The sequence below is a fragment of the Intrasporangium oryzae NRRL B-24470 genome, from assembly GCF_000576595.1.
GTDB classification, from domain to species: Bacteria; Actinomycetota; Actinomycetes; order Actinomycetales; family Dermatophilaceae; genus Intrasporangium_C; species Intrasporangium_C oryzae.
Map to the genome: position 1 here is coordinate 56,755 of NZ_AWSA01000003.1, position 16,745 is coordinate 73,499.

The 16,745-nt window shown below is 73.1% G+C and carries 15 protein-coding genes; 9 read left to right on the plus strand and 6 right to left on the minus strand.

What is annotated here, in order from left to right; genetic code table 11:
- Positions 1 to 7: 7 nt before the first annotated feature.
- Positions 8 to 994: a DUF389 domain-containing protein gene (locus tag N865_RS01905; protein WP_034800926.1), complete on the minus strand. Its 987-nt coding sequence runs from the start codon at positions 992 to 994 to the stop codon at positions 8 to 10.
- A gap of 138 nt (positions 995 to 1,132) precedes the next feature.
- Here N865_RS01905 and N865_RS01910 point away from each other — a divergent pair, with 138 nt between their 5' ends.
- On the plus strand, positions 1,133 to 2,317 hold the full coding sequence (locus N865_RS01910; RefSeq protein WP_051509934.1) for an MFS transporter: 1,185 nt from the start codon (positions 1,133 to 1,135) through the stop codon (positions 2,315 to 2,317).
- On the opposite strand, the gene pdxR is transcribed toward N865_RS01910, so the two are convergent.
- Positions 2,314 to 3,762 (minus strand): MocR-like pyridoxine biosynthesis transcription factor PdxR, encoded by a 1,449-nt coding sequence (pdxR, locus tag N865_RS01915; protein WP_034800928.1) that lies wholly within the window; start codon positions 3,760 to 3,762, stop codon positions 2,314 to 2,316. The genes N865_RS01910 and pdxR overlap by 4 nt on opposite strands.
- 96 nt (positions 3,763 to 3,858) lie before the next feature.
- Between pdxR and N865_RS01920 the strand changes: the two genes are divergently transcribed.
- Positions 3,859 to 5,202, plus strand: a complete 1,344-nt coding sequence (locus N865_RS01920) for an amino acid permease (RefSeq protein WP_051509870.1) — start codon at positions 3,859 to 3,861, stop codon at positions 5,200 to 5,202.
- A 213-nt stretch (positions 5,203 to 5,415) separates the two neighbouring features.
- Positions 5,416 to 7,233 carry an APC family permease gene (locus tag N865_RS01925; RefSeq protein WP_407636734.1) on the plus strand — a complete coding sequence of 606 codons (1,818 nt, stop codon included), beginning with the start codon at positions 5,416 to 5,418 and terminating at the stop codon, positions 7,231 to 7,233.
- 80 nt (positions 7,234 to 7,313) lie between these two features.
- Here the strand turns inward: N865_RS01925 and N865_RS01930 are convergent, their stop codons facing one another.
- Positions 7,314 to 7,847: a GNAT family N-acetyltransferase gene (locus N865_RS01930; protein WP_034800932.1), complete on the minus strand. Its 534-nt coding sequence runs from the start codon at positions 7,845 to 7,847 to the stop codon at positions 7,314 to 7,316.
- A 99-nt stretch (positions 7,848 to 7,946) separates the two neighbouring features.
- On the opposite strand from N865_RS01930, the gene N865_RS01935 reads away from it, so the two are divergent.
- The 3 genes from N865_RS01935 to N865_RS01945 all read left to right on the plus strand — a co-directional run bounded on the left by N865_RS01935 (position 7,947) and on the right by N865_RS01945 (position 10,912).
- Positions 7,947 to 9,029 (plus strand): GTP pyrophosphokinase, encoded by a 1,083-nt coding sequence (locus tag N865_RS01935; protein WP_034800934.1) that lies wholly within the window; start codon positions 7,947 to 7,949, stop codon positions 9,027 to 9,029.
- A gap of 132 nt (positions 9,030 to 9,161) precedes the next feature.
- Complete coding sequence (locus tag N865_RS01940) at positions 9,162 to 9,554, plus strand: YciI family protein (RefSeq protein WP_034800936.1); 393 nt, start codon at positions 9,162 to 9,164, stop codon at positions 9,552 to 9,554.
- Between the two features lie 65 nt (positions 9,555 to 9,619).
- The gene (locus N865_RS01945; protein ID WP_034801115.1) at positions 9,620 to 10,912 is read left to right on the plus strand and encodes a DUF6596 domain-containing protein; all 1,293 of its coding nucleotides are present in this window, start codon (positions 9,620 to 9,622) and stop codon (positions 10,910 to 10,912) included.
- Here N865_RS01945 and N865_RS01950 read toward each other — a convergent pair whose 3' ends face one another.
- Positions 10,913 to 11,452 carry a DinB family protein gene (locus tag N865_RS01950; protein ID WP_034800938.1) on the minus strand — a complete coding sequence of 180 codons (540 nt, stop codon included), beginning with the start codon at positions 11,450 to 11,452 and terminating at the stop codon, positions 10,913 to 10,915.
- A 114-nt stretch (positions 11,453 to 11,566) separates the two neighbouring features.
- Here N865_RS01950 and N865_RS01955 point away from each other — a divergent pair, with 114 nt between their 5' ends.
- On the plus strand, positions 11,567 to 12,193 hold the full coding sequence (locus N865_RS01955; RefSeq protein WP_034800941.1) for a LysE family translocator: 627 nt from the start codon (positions 11,567 to 11,569) through the stop codon (positions 12,191 to 12,193).
- Between the two features lie 87 nt (positions 12,194 to 12,280).
- Here N865_RS01955 and N865_RS21490 read toward each other — a convergent pair whose 3' ends face one another.
- Both N865_RS21490 and N865_RS01965 read right to left on the minus strand, forming a co-directional pair.
- The gene (locus tag N865_RS21490; protein WP_051509872.1) at positions 12,281 to 13,270 is read right to left on the minus strand and encodes an SGNH/GDSL hydrolase family protein; all 990 of its coding nucleotides are present in this window, start codon (positions 13,268 to 13,270) and stop codon (positions 12,281 to 12,283) included.
- 119 nt (positions 13,271 to 13,389) lie between these two features.
- Complete coding sequence (locus N865_RS01965; RefSeq protein WP_034800944.1) at positions 13,390 to 13,620, minus strand: inositol monophosphatase family protein; 231 nt, start codon at positions 13,618 to 13,620, stop codon at positions 13,390 to 13,392.
- 334 nt (positions 13,621 to 13,954) lie between these two features.
- Between N865_RS01965 and N865_RS01975 the strand changes: the two genes are divergently transcribed.
- Together N865_RS01975 and N865_RS01980 are read left to right on the plus strand one after the other, a co-directional pair.
- Positions 13,955 to 15,409 carry an FAD-binding oxidoreductase gene (locus N865_RS01975; protein WP_245603633.1) on the plus strand — a complete coding sequence of 485 codons (1,455 nt, stop codon included), beginning with the start codon at positions 13,955 to 13,957 and terminating at the stop codon, positions 15,407 to 15,409.
- Positions 15,410 to 15,417: 8 nt separating this feature from the next.
- On the plus strand, positions 15,418 to 16,686 hold the full coding sequence (locus N865_RS01980; protein WP_245603634.1) for an SAM-dependent methyltransferase: 1,269 nt from the start codon (positions 15,418 to 15,420) through the stop codon (positions 16,684 to 16,686).
- Positions 16,687 to 16,745 lie beyond the last annotated feature (59 nt).

Here is a 16,745-nt window from a genome sequence, read left to right on the forward strand (position 1 = left end):
ACCCCGGTCACGCCGTGTCTCGAGAGGGCGGCGGGTCGGCGTGGACCCACCGCTTGAGGCTTGATCGGCGCCGCGCCGGCACGCGGGACCAGACCGCCTGCTGGAGGGCGAGGGTCGCCCACCCCGCGATGGCCATGCCGGTGAGGTTGACGACGAGCTGCAGGCCGCTGCCGCGCACCTCGTCCCAGGCGCCGAACGCGAGGCCGAGCGCGACGTTGCCTGCCGCCGGGATCGTCGTGACCGAGATGAAGACGCCACTCAGGCCGCCGACCTTCGCCGAGGTGAGGGAGAGGACGCCGGCCGCCGCCGCGAGGACGGCGACGATCACCGACCACTGGTCGGGCGTGTAGATGAAGCCGGTCTGGGGCCGGGGGCCGGTGACGTCCCGGAGGGTCACCCAGCCGAGGGCCCGGCCGAGGAGTCCGGCGCCGGCGGTGACGACGATCGCGACGGCGAAGCCGACGAGGAGGGCCCGGAGAGCCACCCCGAAGAGCAGGGGACGCCGCCGGACCAGGGCGACACCCAGGGCCGCGATGGCCCCGAACTCCGGGCCGAGGACCATCGCGCCGATGACGAGGATCTGCGAGTCGAGGACGATCGCGATCCCCGCGATGAGCGTCGCGAGGCACATGAACGAGATGAACGTCCAGTTGAGCTCGCTGTCGTCGTAGGACCGCTGGGCCACCTCAGCCCAGACGACGGCATCCGCGCTGCTGCCCGGCATCCGCTCGTCGGCGTCGAAACCCGACTGGGAGATCCACGTCGTGACCGGCTCGACGTGGAGACTGCCCTCGCGATGGACGCCGATCTCGCGGAGCCGGTCGATGACCTCGTTCGCCCCCTCACGGGCGACGTCGGCGTGGACGAGGTCGCCGGGCGGGCGCACCGAGGCGCCGCGAACCACCGACAGGGTGCTGACGGCGGGTGAGGCCCCGAGGGCCTCGGTCACCTCGTCCGTGAGGGCGCCTGGCGTCGTGATGGTGAGTCGGAGCATGGGGCTCAGTCTCCACCGCCCCGGGCCGCACGCCCGGCGAGACGCGGCGGGCGGCCAGAGGCCGGCACCCGCCGGCCCACATCTCGATCCCGCACGACCCCTTGACGGCGGAACGCCTCGCCGGGGAGGGTGCGCACCGTGACCTCACTGACCGAGCACCCGCACGCCCGCCACCGCCTCGCGGCCGGGGCCGCCTTCTTCGTGCAGGGGCTGCTCTTCATCTCGCTGACGACGCGCCTTCCCCAGATCCAGCGCAGATGGGACCTCGACGAGCTCGCCGTGAGCGGCCTGCTCCTCCTGGTCGTCCTCCTGGCCGGCGCCGGCTCGGTCCTCGCGGAGCTCGTCGCGGCACGGTCCTCGAGCGCCGTCGTCGTCCGTCTCGGGTTCGTCCTCGCGACCGTGGGGTTCGCGGCGGCGCTCCTCGCCCCGGCGTTCGGGGTGTTCGTCGCCGGGCTCGCCGTGTACGGCCTCGCCCTCGGGATCGTCGACGCCTCGAGCAACATGCAGGCGGTGACTGTCGAGCACCTCTACGGCCGGCCGATCCTCCCGTCGTTCCACGGGTTCTGGACTGCGGGCGGCATCGTCGGCACGCTCCTGACGCTCGCGACCGCCGGCACCGAGCTCGGCGTCCGCCTGCTGCCGCTTCTCCTCTTCCCTGTCGCGGTGCTCGCCGCGCCCTTCGTCACGAAGGACCGCCTTCCCTCCCCCGCCGCAGCCGCGGCGGTGCCGTGGCGGCGCATCGTCCTGCTCGGCCTCGCGATGGTGCTCTTCTACATGGTCGACACCGCTGCCACGACGTGGGGGCCGGTCTACCTCGGCGGGACGCTCGATGCCCCGGAACGGCTCACCGCCCTCGCCACCCTGCCCTACCTCGTCGCGACCCTCATCGCGCGCGGGCTCGGCGACGGCCTCGTCGACCGGCACGGCGCCGTGTGGATGCTGCGCCTCAGCGGGGTCGTCGCGTCGGCCGCTCTCGCCGTCATCGTCTTCGCCCCGACGTGGCCGATCGCCGTCGCCGGGTTCACCGTGCTCGGCGGCGCCGTCGCGACGATCGCACCGCTCAGCTTCTCCGCCGCGGCGGCCATCGCCGGTGGCGACGACTTCGCGAGCAGCCAGGACCGCGTCGACCAGGTCATCGCCCGGTTCAACCAGTTCAACTACGTCGGGGCGCTCCTCGGCGCCGTGCTGACCGGTGCCGTCGGGTCGGGCAACCTCCGGCTCGGCTTCGCCGTGCCGATGGTCCTCATCCTCGGGATCATCCCGCTCGCCTCGCAGTTCGCCATCGTCCGGCGCCGGGTGCCGGCGGTCGCCCCCTCGAGCTAGCGAACGGCGTCGATCGCGCCGGCAAGTCGCCGGACGACGAGAGGGATCGCCTCGGCCCCGACCGCACCGAACCCGAGCGCCAAGCCCTGCCGCGCCGGCTGGTCGCCGTATCGCACCGACAGCGGGTCGACGCGGACCCGCGCGGCGAGCGCCGCCTCGGCCACGTCCACGTCGGAGACCCGCTCGTCGCGCAGCACGGCGCAGACGTGCAGCCCGGCGGCCGACGGGACGACGTCGACAACGCCGGAGAGCTGCCCGTCCAGCTCGCTGAGGAGGGTCTCGCGCCGCTCGCGGTAGACCTTCGTGGCGCGACGGACGTGCGCCGCGTGGTGGCCCTCGGCGAGGAAGCGGGTGAGGGCGCCCTGGGTGACGGGGTCGCCGTTCCAGTCGGAGACCCGCTTCGCCTCCCGGAAGGCCCGCTGGACCGAAGTCGGCACGATGGCGTAGCCGACCCGCAGTGCCGGGAGCAGCGACTTGGAGAACGAGCCGACATAGACGACGCGGCCGTCGGCGTCGAGGCTCTGGAGCGGCTCGAGCGGCCGGTCGGCGAACCGGAACTCGCTGTCGTAGTCGTCCTCGACGACCACCGCGTCATGGCGGATCGCCCACTCCAGCAGGGCGGTCCGGCGGGCGAGCGACATGGCGACCCCGGTCGGGAACTGGTGCGAGGGCGTGACGTAGACGACCCGGGCGTCGTCGGGAAGGGCCTCGACGACGAGCCCCTCCCCGTCGACGGGGACGCCCACGACCCGCGCTCGGTGCGTCTCGAGGAGACGGCGGGCCGCGGTGTATCCGGGGTCCTCGACGGCGACGACGGCGCCGGGCTCGACGAGGACCCGCGCCACGAGGTCGAGCGCCTGCTGGGCCCCGGTCGTGACGACGACGTCGTCACGGGAGGCGACGACGTGACGGGACAGACCGGCGTACCGCGCGATCTCGGCCTGCAGGAGCGGGTTGCCGGGAACGTCGTAGGTCTCCCACCCGTGCGGGGCGCGGCGCAGCTGCGCCGAGACGAGCCGCCGCCACAGGGCGAGCGGGAAGAGCGAGACGTCGGGCACGCCGAGCGTGAGGTCGTATGCCGCCGGGCCGGCTTCCCGTCGGGAGGCGGCGAACGCGGGTGGCGGGTCGACCCCGGCCCAGAGCGGAACCGGCGACACGACCCCGGGACGCGCGTGACGGGCGAGCCGCGGGCCTTGGCGGCAGGCGTCGGTGACGTAGGTTCCCGACCCGGCCCGGCTGTCGAGGAACTGTTCCGCGACGAGACGGTCGTAGGCCGCGCTGACGGTCCCACGTGCGACGCCAAGGGACCGGGCGAGCTGGCGCGTCGGGGGGACGCGCACCCCGGGCGCGAGCCGCCCGTCGAGGACGGCCACGCGGATCTGGGCGTAGATCGAGGTGGCGAGGTCACCGGTGCCGGTCTCGTCGAGGCCGATGTGCAGCTCCATCGGCCCAGCCTAGGCGCGCGACCCGCTGATTGGACCAAACCGAATGCCAGGATCTGGATCTTCTCACCGGTCCACCTGACCGGCAGGCTGGTCAGCATGGCCAGCCGCACCTCCACCCCGCCCGCGCCCGCCCTCACCCGGGACACGGCCGGGACCGGCGCGCCCACGGGCCGCCTCACGGTCGCGCAGGGGGCGGCCCTGACGATCGGCGCCGTCCTCGGTACCGGCGTCATCACCCTGCCCGCCATCGCCGCCGACGTCGCCGGGCCGGCGTCCCTCGTCGCCTGGGCGACGCTCGTGCTCCTGTCGGTCCCGCTCGCGAGCACCTTCGGGGCGCTCGGCTCGCGGTACCCGGACCCGGGCGGCGTCTCCGGCTACGTGCGCCGGGCCTTCGGCGAGCGTGCGGCTGCGGCCGTCGGCTGGTGCTTCTACTTCGCGGTCCCGGTCGGGGCCCCGCCCGCGACGATGATGGCCGGCGGCTACGTCGCCGACGTCGTCGGGGGCGGACGCACAACGACCGTGGCCGTCGCCGCCGCGCTCATCGGCGTCACGTGGGCCATGAACGCGGCCGGGCTGCGCTTCTCCGGGCGGGTCCAGCTCGTCCTCGCGAGCACCCTCGCCCTGCTCATCACCGCGACGGTCGTCGTCTCCGGTCCGCACGCCCGCACCGAGAACCTCACCCCGTTCGCCCCGCACGGGTGGACCGCCGTCGGGTCGGCCGCCGCCCTCCTCGTCTGGGGCTTCGCCGGCTGGGAGGCGGTCGCCTCGCTCGCCGGCGACTACCGCCGGCCGCGCCATGACGTGCCGTGGGCGACCGGCATCGCCGTCGTCGTCGTCGGGGTCCTCTACCTCGGCCTCGCCGCGGCGAGCGTTCTCGTCCTCGGCCCGGGGGCCGCATCGAGCCAGGCACCCCTGTCCGACCTCATGGCCGTCGCGCTCGGCGACCAGGCCCGCGTCGTCACCGCCGTCGCGGCCCTCATGCTGACGCTCGGTGCGACGAACGCCTACTTCGCGGGAGGATCGCGCCTCGGCGCGGCCCTCGCCCGCGACGGCGCCCTCCCGGCCGCGCTCGCCCGGGGGAGCGCGGCCGGGCAGGTCCCCCAGCGCAGCCTCGCCCTCATCACGATCCTGTCGACCGGGTCGCTCGCCGTGTCCGCGCGGCTCGGTCTCGGCCTCGAGCCCCTCATGCTCCTCGCGACGGGCTGCTTCACGCTCGTCTACGTCCTCGGCACGGCCGCCGCCGTGCGCCTCCTCCCCCGGTGGTCGCCGTCGTGGTGGCTCGCCGTCGTCGCCTTCGCGTCGGTCACCGCCCTGCTCGTCGTCAACGGCGTCCACGGCCTGTGGGCGCTCGGCCTCGTCGCCGCCTCCCTCGCCTACCGGGCGGTGCGCCGAACCGCCCCGGCCCCCTCCACGACCGCGGGCGACCCCGAGGCGGGCTGAGCGGCATACGACCGGATGCCGCCGGGGCGGTCCGTTGCGGTCGACCCCTCCCAGACCCAGCCCCTACACTGCTCGGCCGTGACCACGACGCGCGACGAGCGCACCCCCTTCAACCGCTGGTTCCTCGACGCCGACGAGCCCGACCCAGGCGGCTACTACGAGGACGAGCGCGAGGCCCGGACCCAACACCACGTCCAGCCGTGGTGGCGCGTCATGTGCCTCACCGGCGTCGACTACTTCTCGACCCTGGGGTACCAGCCCGGCATCGCCGCACTCGCCGCGGGCGCCCTCTCCCCCATCGCGACGCTCGTCCTCGTGCTCATCACCCTCTTCGGGGCGCTGCCGATGTACCGCCGCGTCGCCGAGGAGAGCCCCCACGGCGACGGCAGCCTCTCGATGCTCGAGCGGCTCCTCTCCTACTGGCCGAGCAAGCTGCTCGTGCTCTCGCTCATCGGCTTCGTCGCGACCGGGTTCATCATCACGATCACCCTCTCGGCCGCCGACGCGAGCGCCCACCTGCTCGAGAACCCCTACCTCAAGACGGCGCTCTCGGGGAAGCAGGTCGCCGTCACCCTGACGCTGCTGCTCCTCCTCGCGGCGATCTTCCTCAAGGGGTTCAAGGAGGCCATCGGCATCGCCGTCGTCCTCGTCGTCGCCTACCTCGGGCTGAGCGTCGTCGTCATCGCCCGGGGCCTGCTCGAGATCCGCAACCACCCGACCGCCGTCGGCGACTGGGTGGACGCGATGACGTCCGCGCACTCGGCCCCGTTCGGGATCATCGGGGCGAGCCTGCTCGTCTTCCCGGCGCTCGCCCTCGGCCTCTCCGGCTTCGAGACGGGCGTCGTCGTCATGCCGCTCGTCAAAGGCGACCCGGACGACACCGAGGAGCACCCGGCCGGCCGGATCCGCAACGCGAAGAAGCTCCTCACGACGGCGGCCCTCATCATGAGCGTCCTGCTCATCGGCAGCTCGCTCGTCACGACCCTCCTCATCCCGCACGCGGCCTTCGAGCCGGGCGGCGCGGCAAACGGGCGGGCGCTCGCCTACCTCGCCCACGACCTGCTCGGCGAGGGGTTCGGCACGGCCTACGACGCCGCGACGATCGGGATCCTCTGGTTCGCCGGAGCGTCCGCGATGGCCGGCCTGCTCAACATCGTGCCGCGCTACCTGCCCCGCTACGGCATGGCACCCGACTGGGCCCGCTCGACCCGGCCGCTCGTCGTCGTCCTCACCGTCATCGCGATCGTCGTCACCCTCTCGTTCCACGCGAGCGTCGACAAGCAGGCAGGCGCCTACGCGACTGGCGTCCTCGCCCTCATGACGTCCGCGGCGATCGCCGTCTTCCTCACCGAGCTGCGCCGCGGCCACCGCGGGACCGCGGCGTTCTTCCTCGTCATCAGCGCGATCTTCGTCTACACGATCGGCATCACGATCGCCGAGCGTCCCGAGGGCCTCATCATCGCCCTCGTCTTCATCGCCATGATCCTGACCTTCAGCGTCTGGTCGCGGATCGTCCGATCGACCGAGCTGCGCGTCCAGCGCGTCGTCTACGACGAGGGTGCGCAGGCGATCCTCGACGACGCGGCCCGCGGGATCCAGCCGCTGCGGTTCATCGCGAACAAGCTCAACGCGGGCGACCGCGACGAGTACCGCGCGAAGTCCCTCGACGTCCGGATGCACAACCACCTGAACGGACGCCAGGGCGCGATCTTCCTCGAGGTCGAGGTCTCCGACGCGAGCGACTTCGCCACGACGGTCCAGGTCACGTCGGCGATCGTCGGTGGCCACTACATCCTCCGCGCGACTGGCCCGTCGGTGCCGAACGTCCTCGCCGCCGTGCTCCTCGACGTCCGCGACCGGATGCCGAAGCCGCCGCACGTCTACTTCGAGTGGAGCGAGAAGGCGCCCGGCCAGAACGTCCTGCGCTTCCTGCTCGCCGGTGAGGGCGACATCCCGCCCCTGACGCACGAGATCCTCCGGCGCGCCGAGCCGGACGCGACCCGCCGCCCGCTGGTCCACGTCGGCGGCTGACCGTCCGGGGTCGCGCGGCACCGCGCGCCAGGCACCGACCCGACCCGGCGGCATACGGCCGTATGCCGCCGGGCGGCCTCTCAGGAGCGCGCGGCCCAGCGCTCGGGCGTGGTACGGAAGACCCGCGACTCGCCCGCGTACCACCGCTCGAGGACACCGAGGTCCTCCATGCCGAGGCGGCGGCAGACCCGCTGGGACGGCTCGTTCGTCGTGTGGGTGATGGCGTAGAGCTCGGGCAGGCCCGCGTCGAACCCGTGCTGCACGACGGCGGCGGCGGCCTCGGTCGCGTACCCGTGACCCCAGGAGTCGGGGTGCAGGTGCCAGCCGACCTCGACCTCGCCGGCCTCGCTGTTGGGCAGGACGGACAGCAGGACCGTCCCGGCGACCTGTCCGGTCTCGTTGACCTCGATCGCCGAGAACCCGAGGGGAGCGCTCTCGTTGCGGACGGCGTAGCGGTCGATCCGCGCGTGCGCCTCCTCGAGGTCCTTCATGAGGACCGGTTCGCCGTCGCCGAGCCACTGGACGACCTCGACCCGGCTCAGGATGTCGAGGAGCCGCGCCGCCTCGTCGTGCGACCAGGGGCGGATGGTGAGTCGTTCGGTCCGCAGGTGCATGGCGCCACGGTGGCAGCCGGGTGCCTCCCGCGCACCCGAATTCCGGTGGGTCGGGGCCGCGCGCATGTCGGTGACCACCCTGGAGGGCAGGATGGGGCCATGTCGACCCCGCCCCTGCAGCCGCCCGAGCCGATCCGTGCGGCGGTGCGGGCCTACGCCGAGCGGCAGCCCACGCTCAGGGCGTCCACGGCCCTCTTCGTCGAGCTCATCACCTCGCTCCTCGACGATGCCGGCATCAACTACCTCAGCGTCACCGGCCGGACGAAGTCGGTCGAGTCGTTCGCGGCGAAGGCGGAGCGGACGCGCGACGGGGAGCTGCTCTACCGCAAACCCCTCGAGGAGATCACCGACCAGATCGGCGTCCGCGTCATCACCTACGTCCACGACGACGTCGCCGCCGTCGCCGACCTCCTCGCGGAGGAGCTCGCCGTGCTCGACGACCGCGACCTCGGCGAGGAGACCGCGCGCGAGGGCCGGTTCGGCTACGCGAGCCGCCACCTGCTCGTCGCCGTCGACGCGAGCCGCACCGTGCCGAGCGCCTATGAGTCGCTCCGCCGCCTGAGCGCCTCGGTCCAGGTCCGGACCGTCCTGCAGCACGCGTGGGCCGAGTTCGAGCACGACATCCGCTACAAGGGCTCGGTCCCGAAGGAGCACGCCCGCGACCTCGACCGGCGGTTCACGCTGGCGGCGGGCCTGCTCGAGCTCGCCGACCGGGAGTTCTCCGCGATCCGCGACCGGCTCAACGCCGGGGTGCCCGACCGGCCGGTGGCCGGATCAGGGACCGGATCAGGGACCGGACCGGTGAGCGGAGCCTCGAGCGGATCCGCGACGGCGACCGAGATCCCGGCCGATCCCCGCCTCGACGCCCAGGAGCTCGCGAAGTTCCTCGCCGCGGCATACCCCGACGCCGGGTGGTCGCGCACCGACCACTACACGTGGATCTCCGGGCTCCTCCTCGAGCTCGGGATCACCTCGCTCGACGAGCTGGGCACGATCGTCGCGCAGGTCGACCCGGGCGAGGTCCTCGCGGCGATGGGCTACAAGTACCCGCCCGGCGCCGTCCGCCGGCTCGACGACACGCTCCTCGCGATCTACGGCGAGACCTACCTCGGTCTGCACGGGAACCGGCACCGCGAGGCCTCGCTGCAGGCCAGGCTCGAGAAGGTGCGCGGCGCCGCCTGACGCTGCCACCCAGGGGCCCGGACGAATCCGTCCGGACGTCGTGTCGATTCCCGGACGGTGAGTTCGTCAGGATGGTGTGGCGAGGGTCGCCACGGATCGACAACGGATCGACCAGACGGCAAGGAGCCGACCATGACCGACACGTACGCCTACCTCATCCACGAGCCCGACTGGGACTCCGACGCCTACCTCGAAGGGGGCGACCCCGCGCTCGTCCCCTCCGGCCGTGACGCGAACTTCCCCGAGCACAAGGCCTTCCAGGTCGCGGTCGCCGATCTCGGCGCCCGCGTCGTCGGCGGCGCTGCCCTGCACAACAGCCGGCACGGCGGGACCGTCAAGCCCGGGGCGGGCGAGGGCGCCGTCGAGGACGCCGTCTGGACCGACGGGCCGTTCGCCGACACCTCCGAGGTCATCACCGGGTTCTACCTCGTCGAGATCGACGACGAGGACACCGCCCGTCGCGTCGCGGCCATGGTCCCGACCCGCGGCCACGTCGAGTGGCGCAAGGTCTTCCCGATGCAGTGACGGTCGCCCGGGTGCCGGCCGCGTGCGGGACCGTCTCGCTGCCCGACGAGCGACACAATGTCCGCATGCGGCCGACCCCGGACGAGTTCGAGCAGGCGTGGCCACGCATCGTGCGTGCCCTCGCCGCGTTCACCGGCAGTCTCGACGACGCGGAGGAGTTTGCCGCTGAGGCCGTCGCGCGTGCCGCCGCCTTCCCGGGGCGGATCGACTCCTTCGCCGCCTGGTGCACGTCCGTGGCCAAGCGTGCCTGGATCGACGACGCGCGGCGGCGGAAGGTCGAGGCCCGGCTCGCCCCCGAGCTCGTCCGGCCCGAGGTCGACCCCACCGCATCGGTCACCGCCATGGCCCCCGACGACCGGGTCGCCGGCGAGGGTCTCGACGACCGCCTCGCCCTGCTCTTCGTCGCCTGCGACGAGGCCCTCTCCCCCACCTCGCAGATGGTGCTCGCGCTCCGCGTCGTCTGCGGCCTGACCATCCCCGAGATCGCCGCGCACCTGGGCCTCCAGGAGCCGGCGACCGCCGCCCGGCTGACCCGCGCGAAGCGGTCTCTCGCCGAGGCCCGTGGCGCGTTCCGGGTGCCCGGCCCCTCGGAACGGGCCGAGCGCCTGCCCGTCGTGCTCGCCTGCGTCGCCGGGATGTTCACCGTCGCCCACCGGACCGTGCTCGACCCGGCCGACTCGCTCGCCGACACCGGCCGCCAGGCGCTGTCGATCGCCGATGCGCTCGTGGCCGCCTACCCCACCGACACCGAGGTGCGAGGCCTCCGAGCCGTGATCCGGCTCGGCCTCGCCCGGCGTCCCGGCCGCGTCGACGCGACAGGGACGGGTCTCGCCCTCGACGAGGTCGACCGCTCGCGCTGGGACCGGCGGCTCCTCGCAGCGGGACTCGACGACGCGACGTTCGCGGCCGCCGGCGACGGCCGGTTCGCCATCGAGGCGGCCATCTCCGGGCTGCACTCGAGCGCCCCGACCTTCGCCGACACCGACTGGGGCCGCATCGTCCTGCTCTACGGCGCCCTCGAGGAACGCTGGCCGGCGCCGTCGGTCCGCGTCGCCCGTCTCGCCGCGACCGCCCACGCCCTCCTCGCCATCGCCGCCCGCAGCGCTCGCGTCACCGGGGCGGAGGGCGGTGGCCCCACCGGACCCCAGGCCGAGGCCCTGGCCGCCGTCGAGGACGAGCTGCTCGCGCTGGAAGCCGGCCCAGCGGCATACGCGAGCCGCGACGCGGCCCTGACCCTCGCGGACGTCGCCTGGCGCACGGGACGGCGGGAGGAGGCCCGGGAGCGCTACACGGCGCTCGCCGAGGTCATGCGCGCCGAGGAGCTGAGGCGGTTCTGCCTCCGTCGGGCCGCGGGTTGATCACTCGCCCGTCTGCCCGTCGATGGACTCGCGCAGGAGGTCGGCGTGCCCGTTGTGCCGGGCGTACTCCTCGATGAGGTGGAGCAGGATCCAGCGGAGGCTGAACTGGCGGCCCTCCTTGCGGCTGCTGACGACGGACAGCCGGTCGAGGGCCGCCGGCCCGTCGCTCGCGACGACCTCCTCGATGATCCGGCCCGACTCGGCGACCGTCTCGTCGAAGAGGGTGCGCAGGGACTCCGGGGTGTCGTCGACGGCGCTGTGGAAGTCCCAGTCGACGTCGGCGTCCCAGTCGACCGAGGCCCAGGGCTCGGCCTCGGCCCGGCCGAGGAGGATGACACCGAGCCAGTTGCTCTCGACGAGCGAGAGGTGCTTGAGCAGGCCGCCCAGGGTCAGGGTGGACGGGGCGAGGGTGCGGTTCAGCTGCTCGGCGTCGAGGCCGTCGGCCTTGAGGCGGAGCGTGTCGCGGTGGTAGTCGAGGAAGGCGAGGAGCGAAGTCAGCTCGTCGGCGGCGAGGGGCGGATCGGTGCGGTTGATGGCCATCCGGCCACCGTAGTGACGACGTCGACGTGCCGGCGACCGCAATTCGGGCGCCCACGTGTCCCACGACGCGGAAACGGATGTGACGCCCCGAGGGCGGGGACGCACACTGGTCTCGTGCCGACATCGAGCCAATGGGTCGCGTTCCTCGTCGCGTCGATCCTCTTCATCCAGGTCCCTGGCCCCAGCCTGCTCTTCACCATCGGGCGCGCGCTGACGGTGGGGCGCCGCGAGGCGCTGCTCTCCGTCGTCGGCAACGGCCTCGGCCTCGTGACGCAGGTCCTCCTCGTCGCCGTCGGGCTCGGCGCCGTCGTCGCCGCGAGCGCGACCGCCTACACCGTCGTCAAGGCGGTCGGTGCCACCTACGTCATCTGGCTCGGCATCCAGGCGATCCGCCACCGGTCCGAGGCACGTACGGCCCTCGAGGCGAAGGTCCCCGGCCGGCGCGGGCACGCCCTGCGCATCGGGTTCGTCGTCGGCGTGACCAACCCGAAGACGATCATCTTCTTCCTCGCCTTCCTCCCGCAGTTCGCCAACGCGGGCGCCGGGCACCTCGGCCTGCAGATGGCCGTGCTCGGCCTCGTCTTCGGCGCCATGGCGATCTGCTCCGACAGCGTCTGGGCCGTGGCGGCGGCCAAGGCGCGTGAGTGGTTCGCCCGCAAGCCCAAGCGTCTCGACCGGCTGGGCGTTGCCGGCGGGACGATGATGGTCGGGCTCGGCACCTTCATGCTCGCCCGGGAGTAACCCCCCGGCGCCCCCCTTCCCACCCCCGGTTCGATGTATCCGCGCGTGCTATAGGTCGCGGGGATACATCGAACGGGGGGTTGCCTCTCAGCCCTGGGTCCGGGTCGCCGCCATCAGCTCCTTGACGATGACCGCGACACCAGCCGCGTTCGGGTGGTCGCCGTCGCCGGCGAGCAGCCCGGTCGGGTCGCCGTCGTTCTTGAAGGGCGGCACGAGGTGGACGCACGTGGCGGCGTTCGAGGCGGCCGCATCGCAGATGGCACGGTTGACGACCGAGGTCAGCCGCTCGCTCCACCGGAGCCCGCTCTCACCGACAGTGGCCCGGGCCACATCACCGTCCGTGAAGACGTTCCAGTAGTCCGTGACGAGGACCGCCGTCGGCTGGTCGTTCCGCAGGGAGCGGACGGTCGCGAGAACCCCGGCCAGCTGCCTCCCGATCGCCGCGACCGTGGGCGCGTAGCACGCCTGCTCGCACCCTTGGGCCATCCACGTGTCGCGCTGAGGGACCACGTCGTTGGCGCCGATCGTCACGAGGACGACGTCCGCCTTGGCGACGGCGGCCCGGGTGTCTGCGTCGTGGGCGAGGTGGTCGGCGAGGTCGGTCGTCATGTCGCCGGGTACGCCGAGGTTGGTCCCGGTGACCGGTCGGTTCGTCGCGTCAGCCAGCGCGTCGGCATACTCCGCGACGATGCCGCGGCAGTCGCAGTTGGCCCCGGACATGACGGAGTCGCCGAGGCCGACGACCTGCAGCGGACCGCTTCCGCCCGGGACGACCTGGGCGTCGAGTGCTCCCGTGCCGGTCGTCGTCGGCGTGGTCGGCGTGGTCGGGCTCGTCGGCGACGGGCTTTCGGGCGTTGTGCTCGTCGACCGTGACGTCGGCGGCGCGGGCGACGGGGTCGACCACGTCACGGACGCGCTGTGGGCTCCCAGGGAACGGTCGGCCATGGCGACGAGCCGGGCGGGCACCCCGAAGGCGACGGCCGCCGCCAGGGTCGCGACGACCATGGTGACGACCGCCGCGACGAGCGCGAGGTCGATCGCCGGGCGGCGTCGACGCCCGTTCCGCTGCAGAGCCATCGCTCGACGCTATGGCCGCTCGCTCCGCTCCCGCTGGCCGCCTGCTGTGAATCCGCTACGGATGCTCCCTGAGGCAGCCCGGTCCCGCTCCGGGAGAGCCGCACCGTCCGGCCGGCACCTCAGGGGTGCACGGGGCGCACGGGGTAGTCCAGCGCAGCGAGCAGCTGGGGGTGCAGGCGGGCGTTGGAGTAGAGGCCGCCGCCCCGGTCGGTGGCGTGCCCACCGGTGCGGTCGGTGAAGCGGCCGCCCGCCTCCTCGACGAGGAGGACCCACGGCGCGTGGTCCCACGCGAAGTAGCGCTCGGCCAAGAAGCCGTCGATCTCGCCACGGACGAGCTCGACGAGCGGCATGGGGCTCCGTGGCGGGCGAGCCGCCGCGTGCGGGAGCCGGTCCCGGGACTCGTCATCGACCCCGTCGAGCAGCGCGCCCTCGAGGGTCGCCGTCGCGCTGACCGTGAGCCGTCGCGTCGTGCTCTCCTCGCGCGGCCAGGACGACTCGAAGGACCCACCGCCGCGGGTGGCCCGGCGAGCTCGGCCGCACGGTCCGACGTCTCGAACGCGAGCCGGAGATCGTGATCGATGTCCACGTCGGTGACGCTAACCGCTGGGGGGCGTCCGCGTGACTCTGCCCATTTTCCGGAACGTTCGACTGCATCTTCCTGCGTGCGTTTGGTTGACTCGGAGAGTGACCCTCCCCCAGGTTGCAGGACACGAAGCCTCCACCGAGCGGGTGCGCGCGCACGAGCGGGCGATCGCCGACGTCGTCGAGGCGTATGCCGCCCTCCCGTCCGACGCGCCGGTCCGGCTCGCCAAGCGCACGTCCAACCTCTTCCGGCGCCGCGAGGAGGGTCCGGCCACGCGCCTCGACGTCTCGGCCCTCCACGGGGTCGTCGAGCTCGACGAGGATGCGGCGACGGCCCGGGTCGGGGGCATGACGACCTACGAGGAGCTCGTCGACGCCCTCCTGCCGCGCGGGTTCGTCCCCCTCGTCGTGCCGCAGCTGCGGACCATCACGATCGGGGGCGCCGTGACCGGCCTCGGCATCGAGGCCGCGTCGTTCCGCAACGGCCTGCCCCACGAGTCGGTCCTCGAGATGCGCATCCTCACGGGCACGGGCGAAGTCGTGACCGCCCGCCCCACCGGTGAGCACGCCGATCTCTTCCGGGCCTTCCCCAATTCGTACGGCTCGCTCGGCTACGCGCTCGACCTCGTCATCGAGCTCGAGCGGGCCCGGCCGTACGTCGCCCTGCGGCACGTCCGGTTCGACTCGGTGGCCGACCTGTCGACCGCCATCGGCCACGTGATGGACGAAGGGACGTGGGAGCGCGAGCGGGTCGACTTCGTCGACGGCGTCGTCTTCGGGGAGCGGGAGGCCTACCTCAGCCTCGGCCGCTGGACCGACGACGTCGAGGGGCAACCGCGCCCGAGCGACTACACCGGCGCGCGGATCTTCTACCGCTCGCTCCAGGAGCGGCGTCACGACGTCCTCACGGCCCACGACTACCTCTGGCGGTGGGACACCGACTGGTTCTGGTGCTCGCGCGCCTTCGGGGCCCAGCACCCCGTGGTCCGGCGGCTGTGGCCGCGCCGGCTGCTTCGGAGCGACGTCTACTGGAAGATCGTCGCCTTCGAGAACCGGCACGGCGTGATGTCGACCCTCGACGCGTGGCGCGGGCGACCCCCGCGCGAGCGGGTCGTCCAGGACGTCGAGATCCCGCTCGGCAACCTCGCGGCGTTCATGACCTGGTTCCTCCGGGAGGTCCCGATCCGGCCGGTGTGGCTGTGCCCGATCCGCCTGCGCCCCAACGCCGTCGGTTCGCGCGACGGTCTCGACGGCGCGACCACGGACGGTCCGCCGTGGCCGCTCTACCCGATGCGGCGCGACGAGCGCTACGTCAACGTCGGGTTCTGGTCGACGGTGGCCATTGAGGACGGCCGCGTCGACGGGGACGTCAACCGCGCCGTAGAGGACGAGGTCACCAGGCTCGGCGGCCACAAGTCGCTCTACTCCGATGCCTACTACGACGCGGAGACCTTCGACTCGCTCTACGGCGGCGCGGCCTACGCGCCGGTCAAGCGACGCTATGACCCAGATGGGCGGTTCCCGACACTCTACGAGAAGGCGGTGAAGGCGCGATGACGCTGACGGTGGGACAGGCATTCGACCGGGTGTTCGGACCGGATGCCCCGGTGCGGATCGAGGCGTGGGACGGCTCGACCGGGGGCAGCCCGGGCGGCCTCGTCATGCGCCTCGTGAACGAACGCGCCCTGACGTACCTCATGACGGCCCCCGGGTCCCTCGGCCTCGCCCGGGCGTACCTCATGGGCGACCTCGTCGTCGAGGGCATCGACGAGGCCGACCCGTACGAGGCCCTGCGGGTCCTCAACGACGGCCTGACGCCGCACCTCCCGGCGCCTCGCGACCTCGCCGAGCTCGCGGCCTTCGCGGCCCGGCTCCCCTTGCGGGTTTCGGACGTCCCGCCCGAGGAGACGCCGAGCCCGCTGCGCCGGACGATTCAGGGCCTGCGCCACGGCCGGGCCCGCGACGCCGCCGCGATCAGCCACCACTACGACGTGTCGAACGCGTTCTACGAGCGCGTCCTCGGCCCCTCGATGACCTACACGTGTGCGTGCTACCCGAGCGAGGACACGACGCTCGAGCAGGCCCAGGCCCACAAGTACGACCTCGTGGCCCGCAAGCTCGGCCTCGAGCCGGGCATGCGACTGCTCGATGTCGGGAGCGGCTGGGGCGGCATGGTGCGCCATGCGGTCAAGCACTACGGCGTCACCGCCCTCGGGGTCACCCTCTCCCGTGAGCAGGCCGCGTGGGCCCAGGCGGCGATCGAGGCCGACGGGATCGCGGACCGGGCCGAGGTGCGCCACGGGGACTACCGCGACGTCACCGAGCGCGGGTTCGACGCGGTCAGCTCGATCGGGCTCACCGAGCACATCGGGGTCAAGAACTACCCGACGTACTTCCGGTTCCTGCGCGACCGGCTCCGCGACGAGGGGCGGCTGCTCAACCACTGCATCACCCGGCCCGACAACGAGCATGCCGGGCTGCGGCAGCGCGGCTTCATCAACCGCTACGTCTTCCCCGACGGCGAGCTGACGGGCTCGGGCGACATCGTGCGCGCCATGGAGAACGAGGGGTTCGAGGTCCGTCACCAGGAGAACCTCCGCGAGCACTATGCCCGGACCTGTGCCGCCTGGAACGCCAACCTCGCCAAGCGCTGGGACGAGTGTGTCGAGCTCGCCGGGCGTGGGACGGCCCGCGTCTGGGGTCTTTACCTCGCCGGGTCGCGCCTCGCCTTCGAACGCAACGAGATCCAGCTGCACCAGGTACTCGCGTCGCGGACGAGCTCTGCGGGAGCGTCGGGCTTCCCGCTCCGGCCCCAGTTCGAGCCGACGCCCTGACGACCCCCGACCCCGTCCGGCGGCCCGGCCGGCCCCTCAGGTGGGGCCGCCGGGCCACG

Excerpts from the sequence above, each read along its gene's own strand:
- N865_RS01905 (WP_034800926.1), bottom strand. The coding sequence starts at position 994 with ATGCTCCGACTCACCATCACGACGCCAGGCGCCCTCACGGACGAGGTG.
- pdxR (WP_034800928.1), bottom strand. The coding sequence starts at position 3,762 with ATGGAGCTGCACATCGGCCTCGACGAGACCGGCACCGGTGACCTCGCC.
- N865_RS01920 (WP_051509870.1), top strand. The coding sequence starts at position 3,859 with ATGGCCAGCCGCACCTCCACCCCGCCCGCGCCCGCCCTCACCCGGGAC.
- N865_RS01925 (WP_407636734.1), top strand. The coding sequence starts at position 5,416 with ATGTGCCTCACCGGCGTCGACTACTTCTCGACCCTGGGGTACCAGCCC.
- N865_RS01930 (WP_034800932.1), bottom strand. The coding sequence starts at position 7,847 with ATGCACCTGCGGACCGAACGACTCACCATCCGCCCCTGGTCGCACGAC.
- N865_RS01935 (WP_034800934.1), top strand. The coding sequence starts at position 7,947 with ATGTCGACCCCGCCCCTGCAGCCGCCCGAGCCGATCCGTGCGGCGGTG.
- N865_RS01940 (WP_034800936.1), top strand. The coding sequence starts at position 9,162 with ATGACCGACACGTACGCCTACCTCATCCACGAGCCCGACTGGGACTCC.
- N865_RS01945 (WP_034801115.1), top strand. The coding sequence starts at position 9,620 with ATGCGGCCGACCCCGGACGAGTTCGAGCAGGCGTGGCCACGCATCGTG.
- N865_RS01950 (WP_034800938.1), bottom strand. The coding sequence starts at position 11,452 with ATGGCCATCAACCGCACCGATCCGCCCCTCGCCGCCGACGAGCTGACT.
- N865_RS21490 (WP_051509872.1), bottom strand. The coding sequence starts at position 13,270 with ATGGCTCTGCAGCGGAACGGGCGTCGACGCCGCCCGGCGATCGACCTC.
- N865_RS01965 (WP_034800944.1), bottom strand. The coding sequence starts at position 13,620 with ATGCCGCTCGTCGAGCTCGTCCGTGGCGAGATCGACGGCTTCTTGGCC.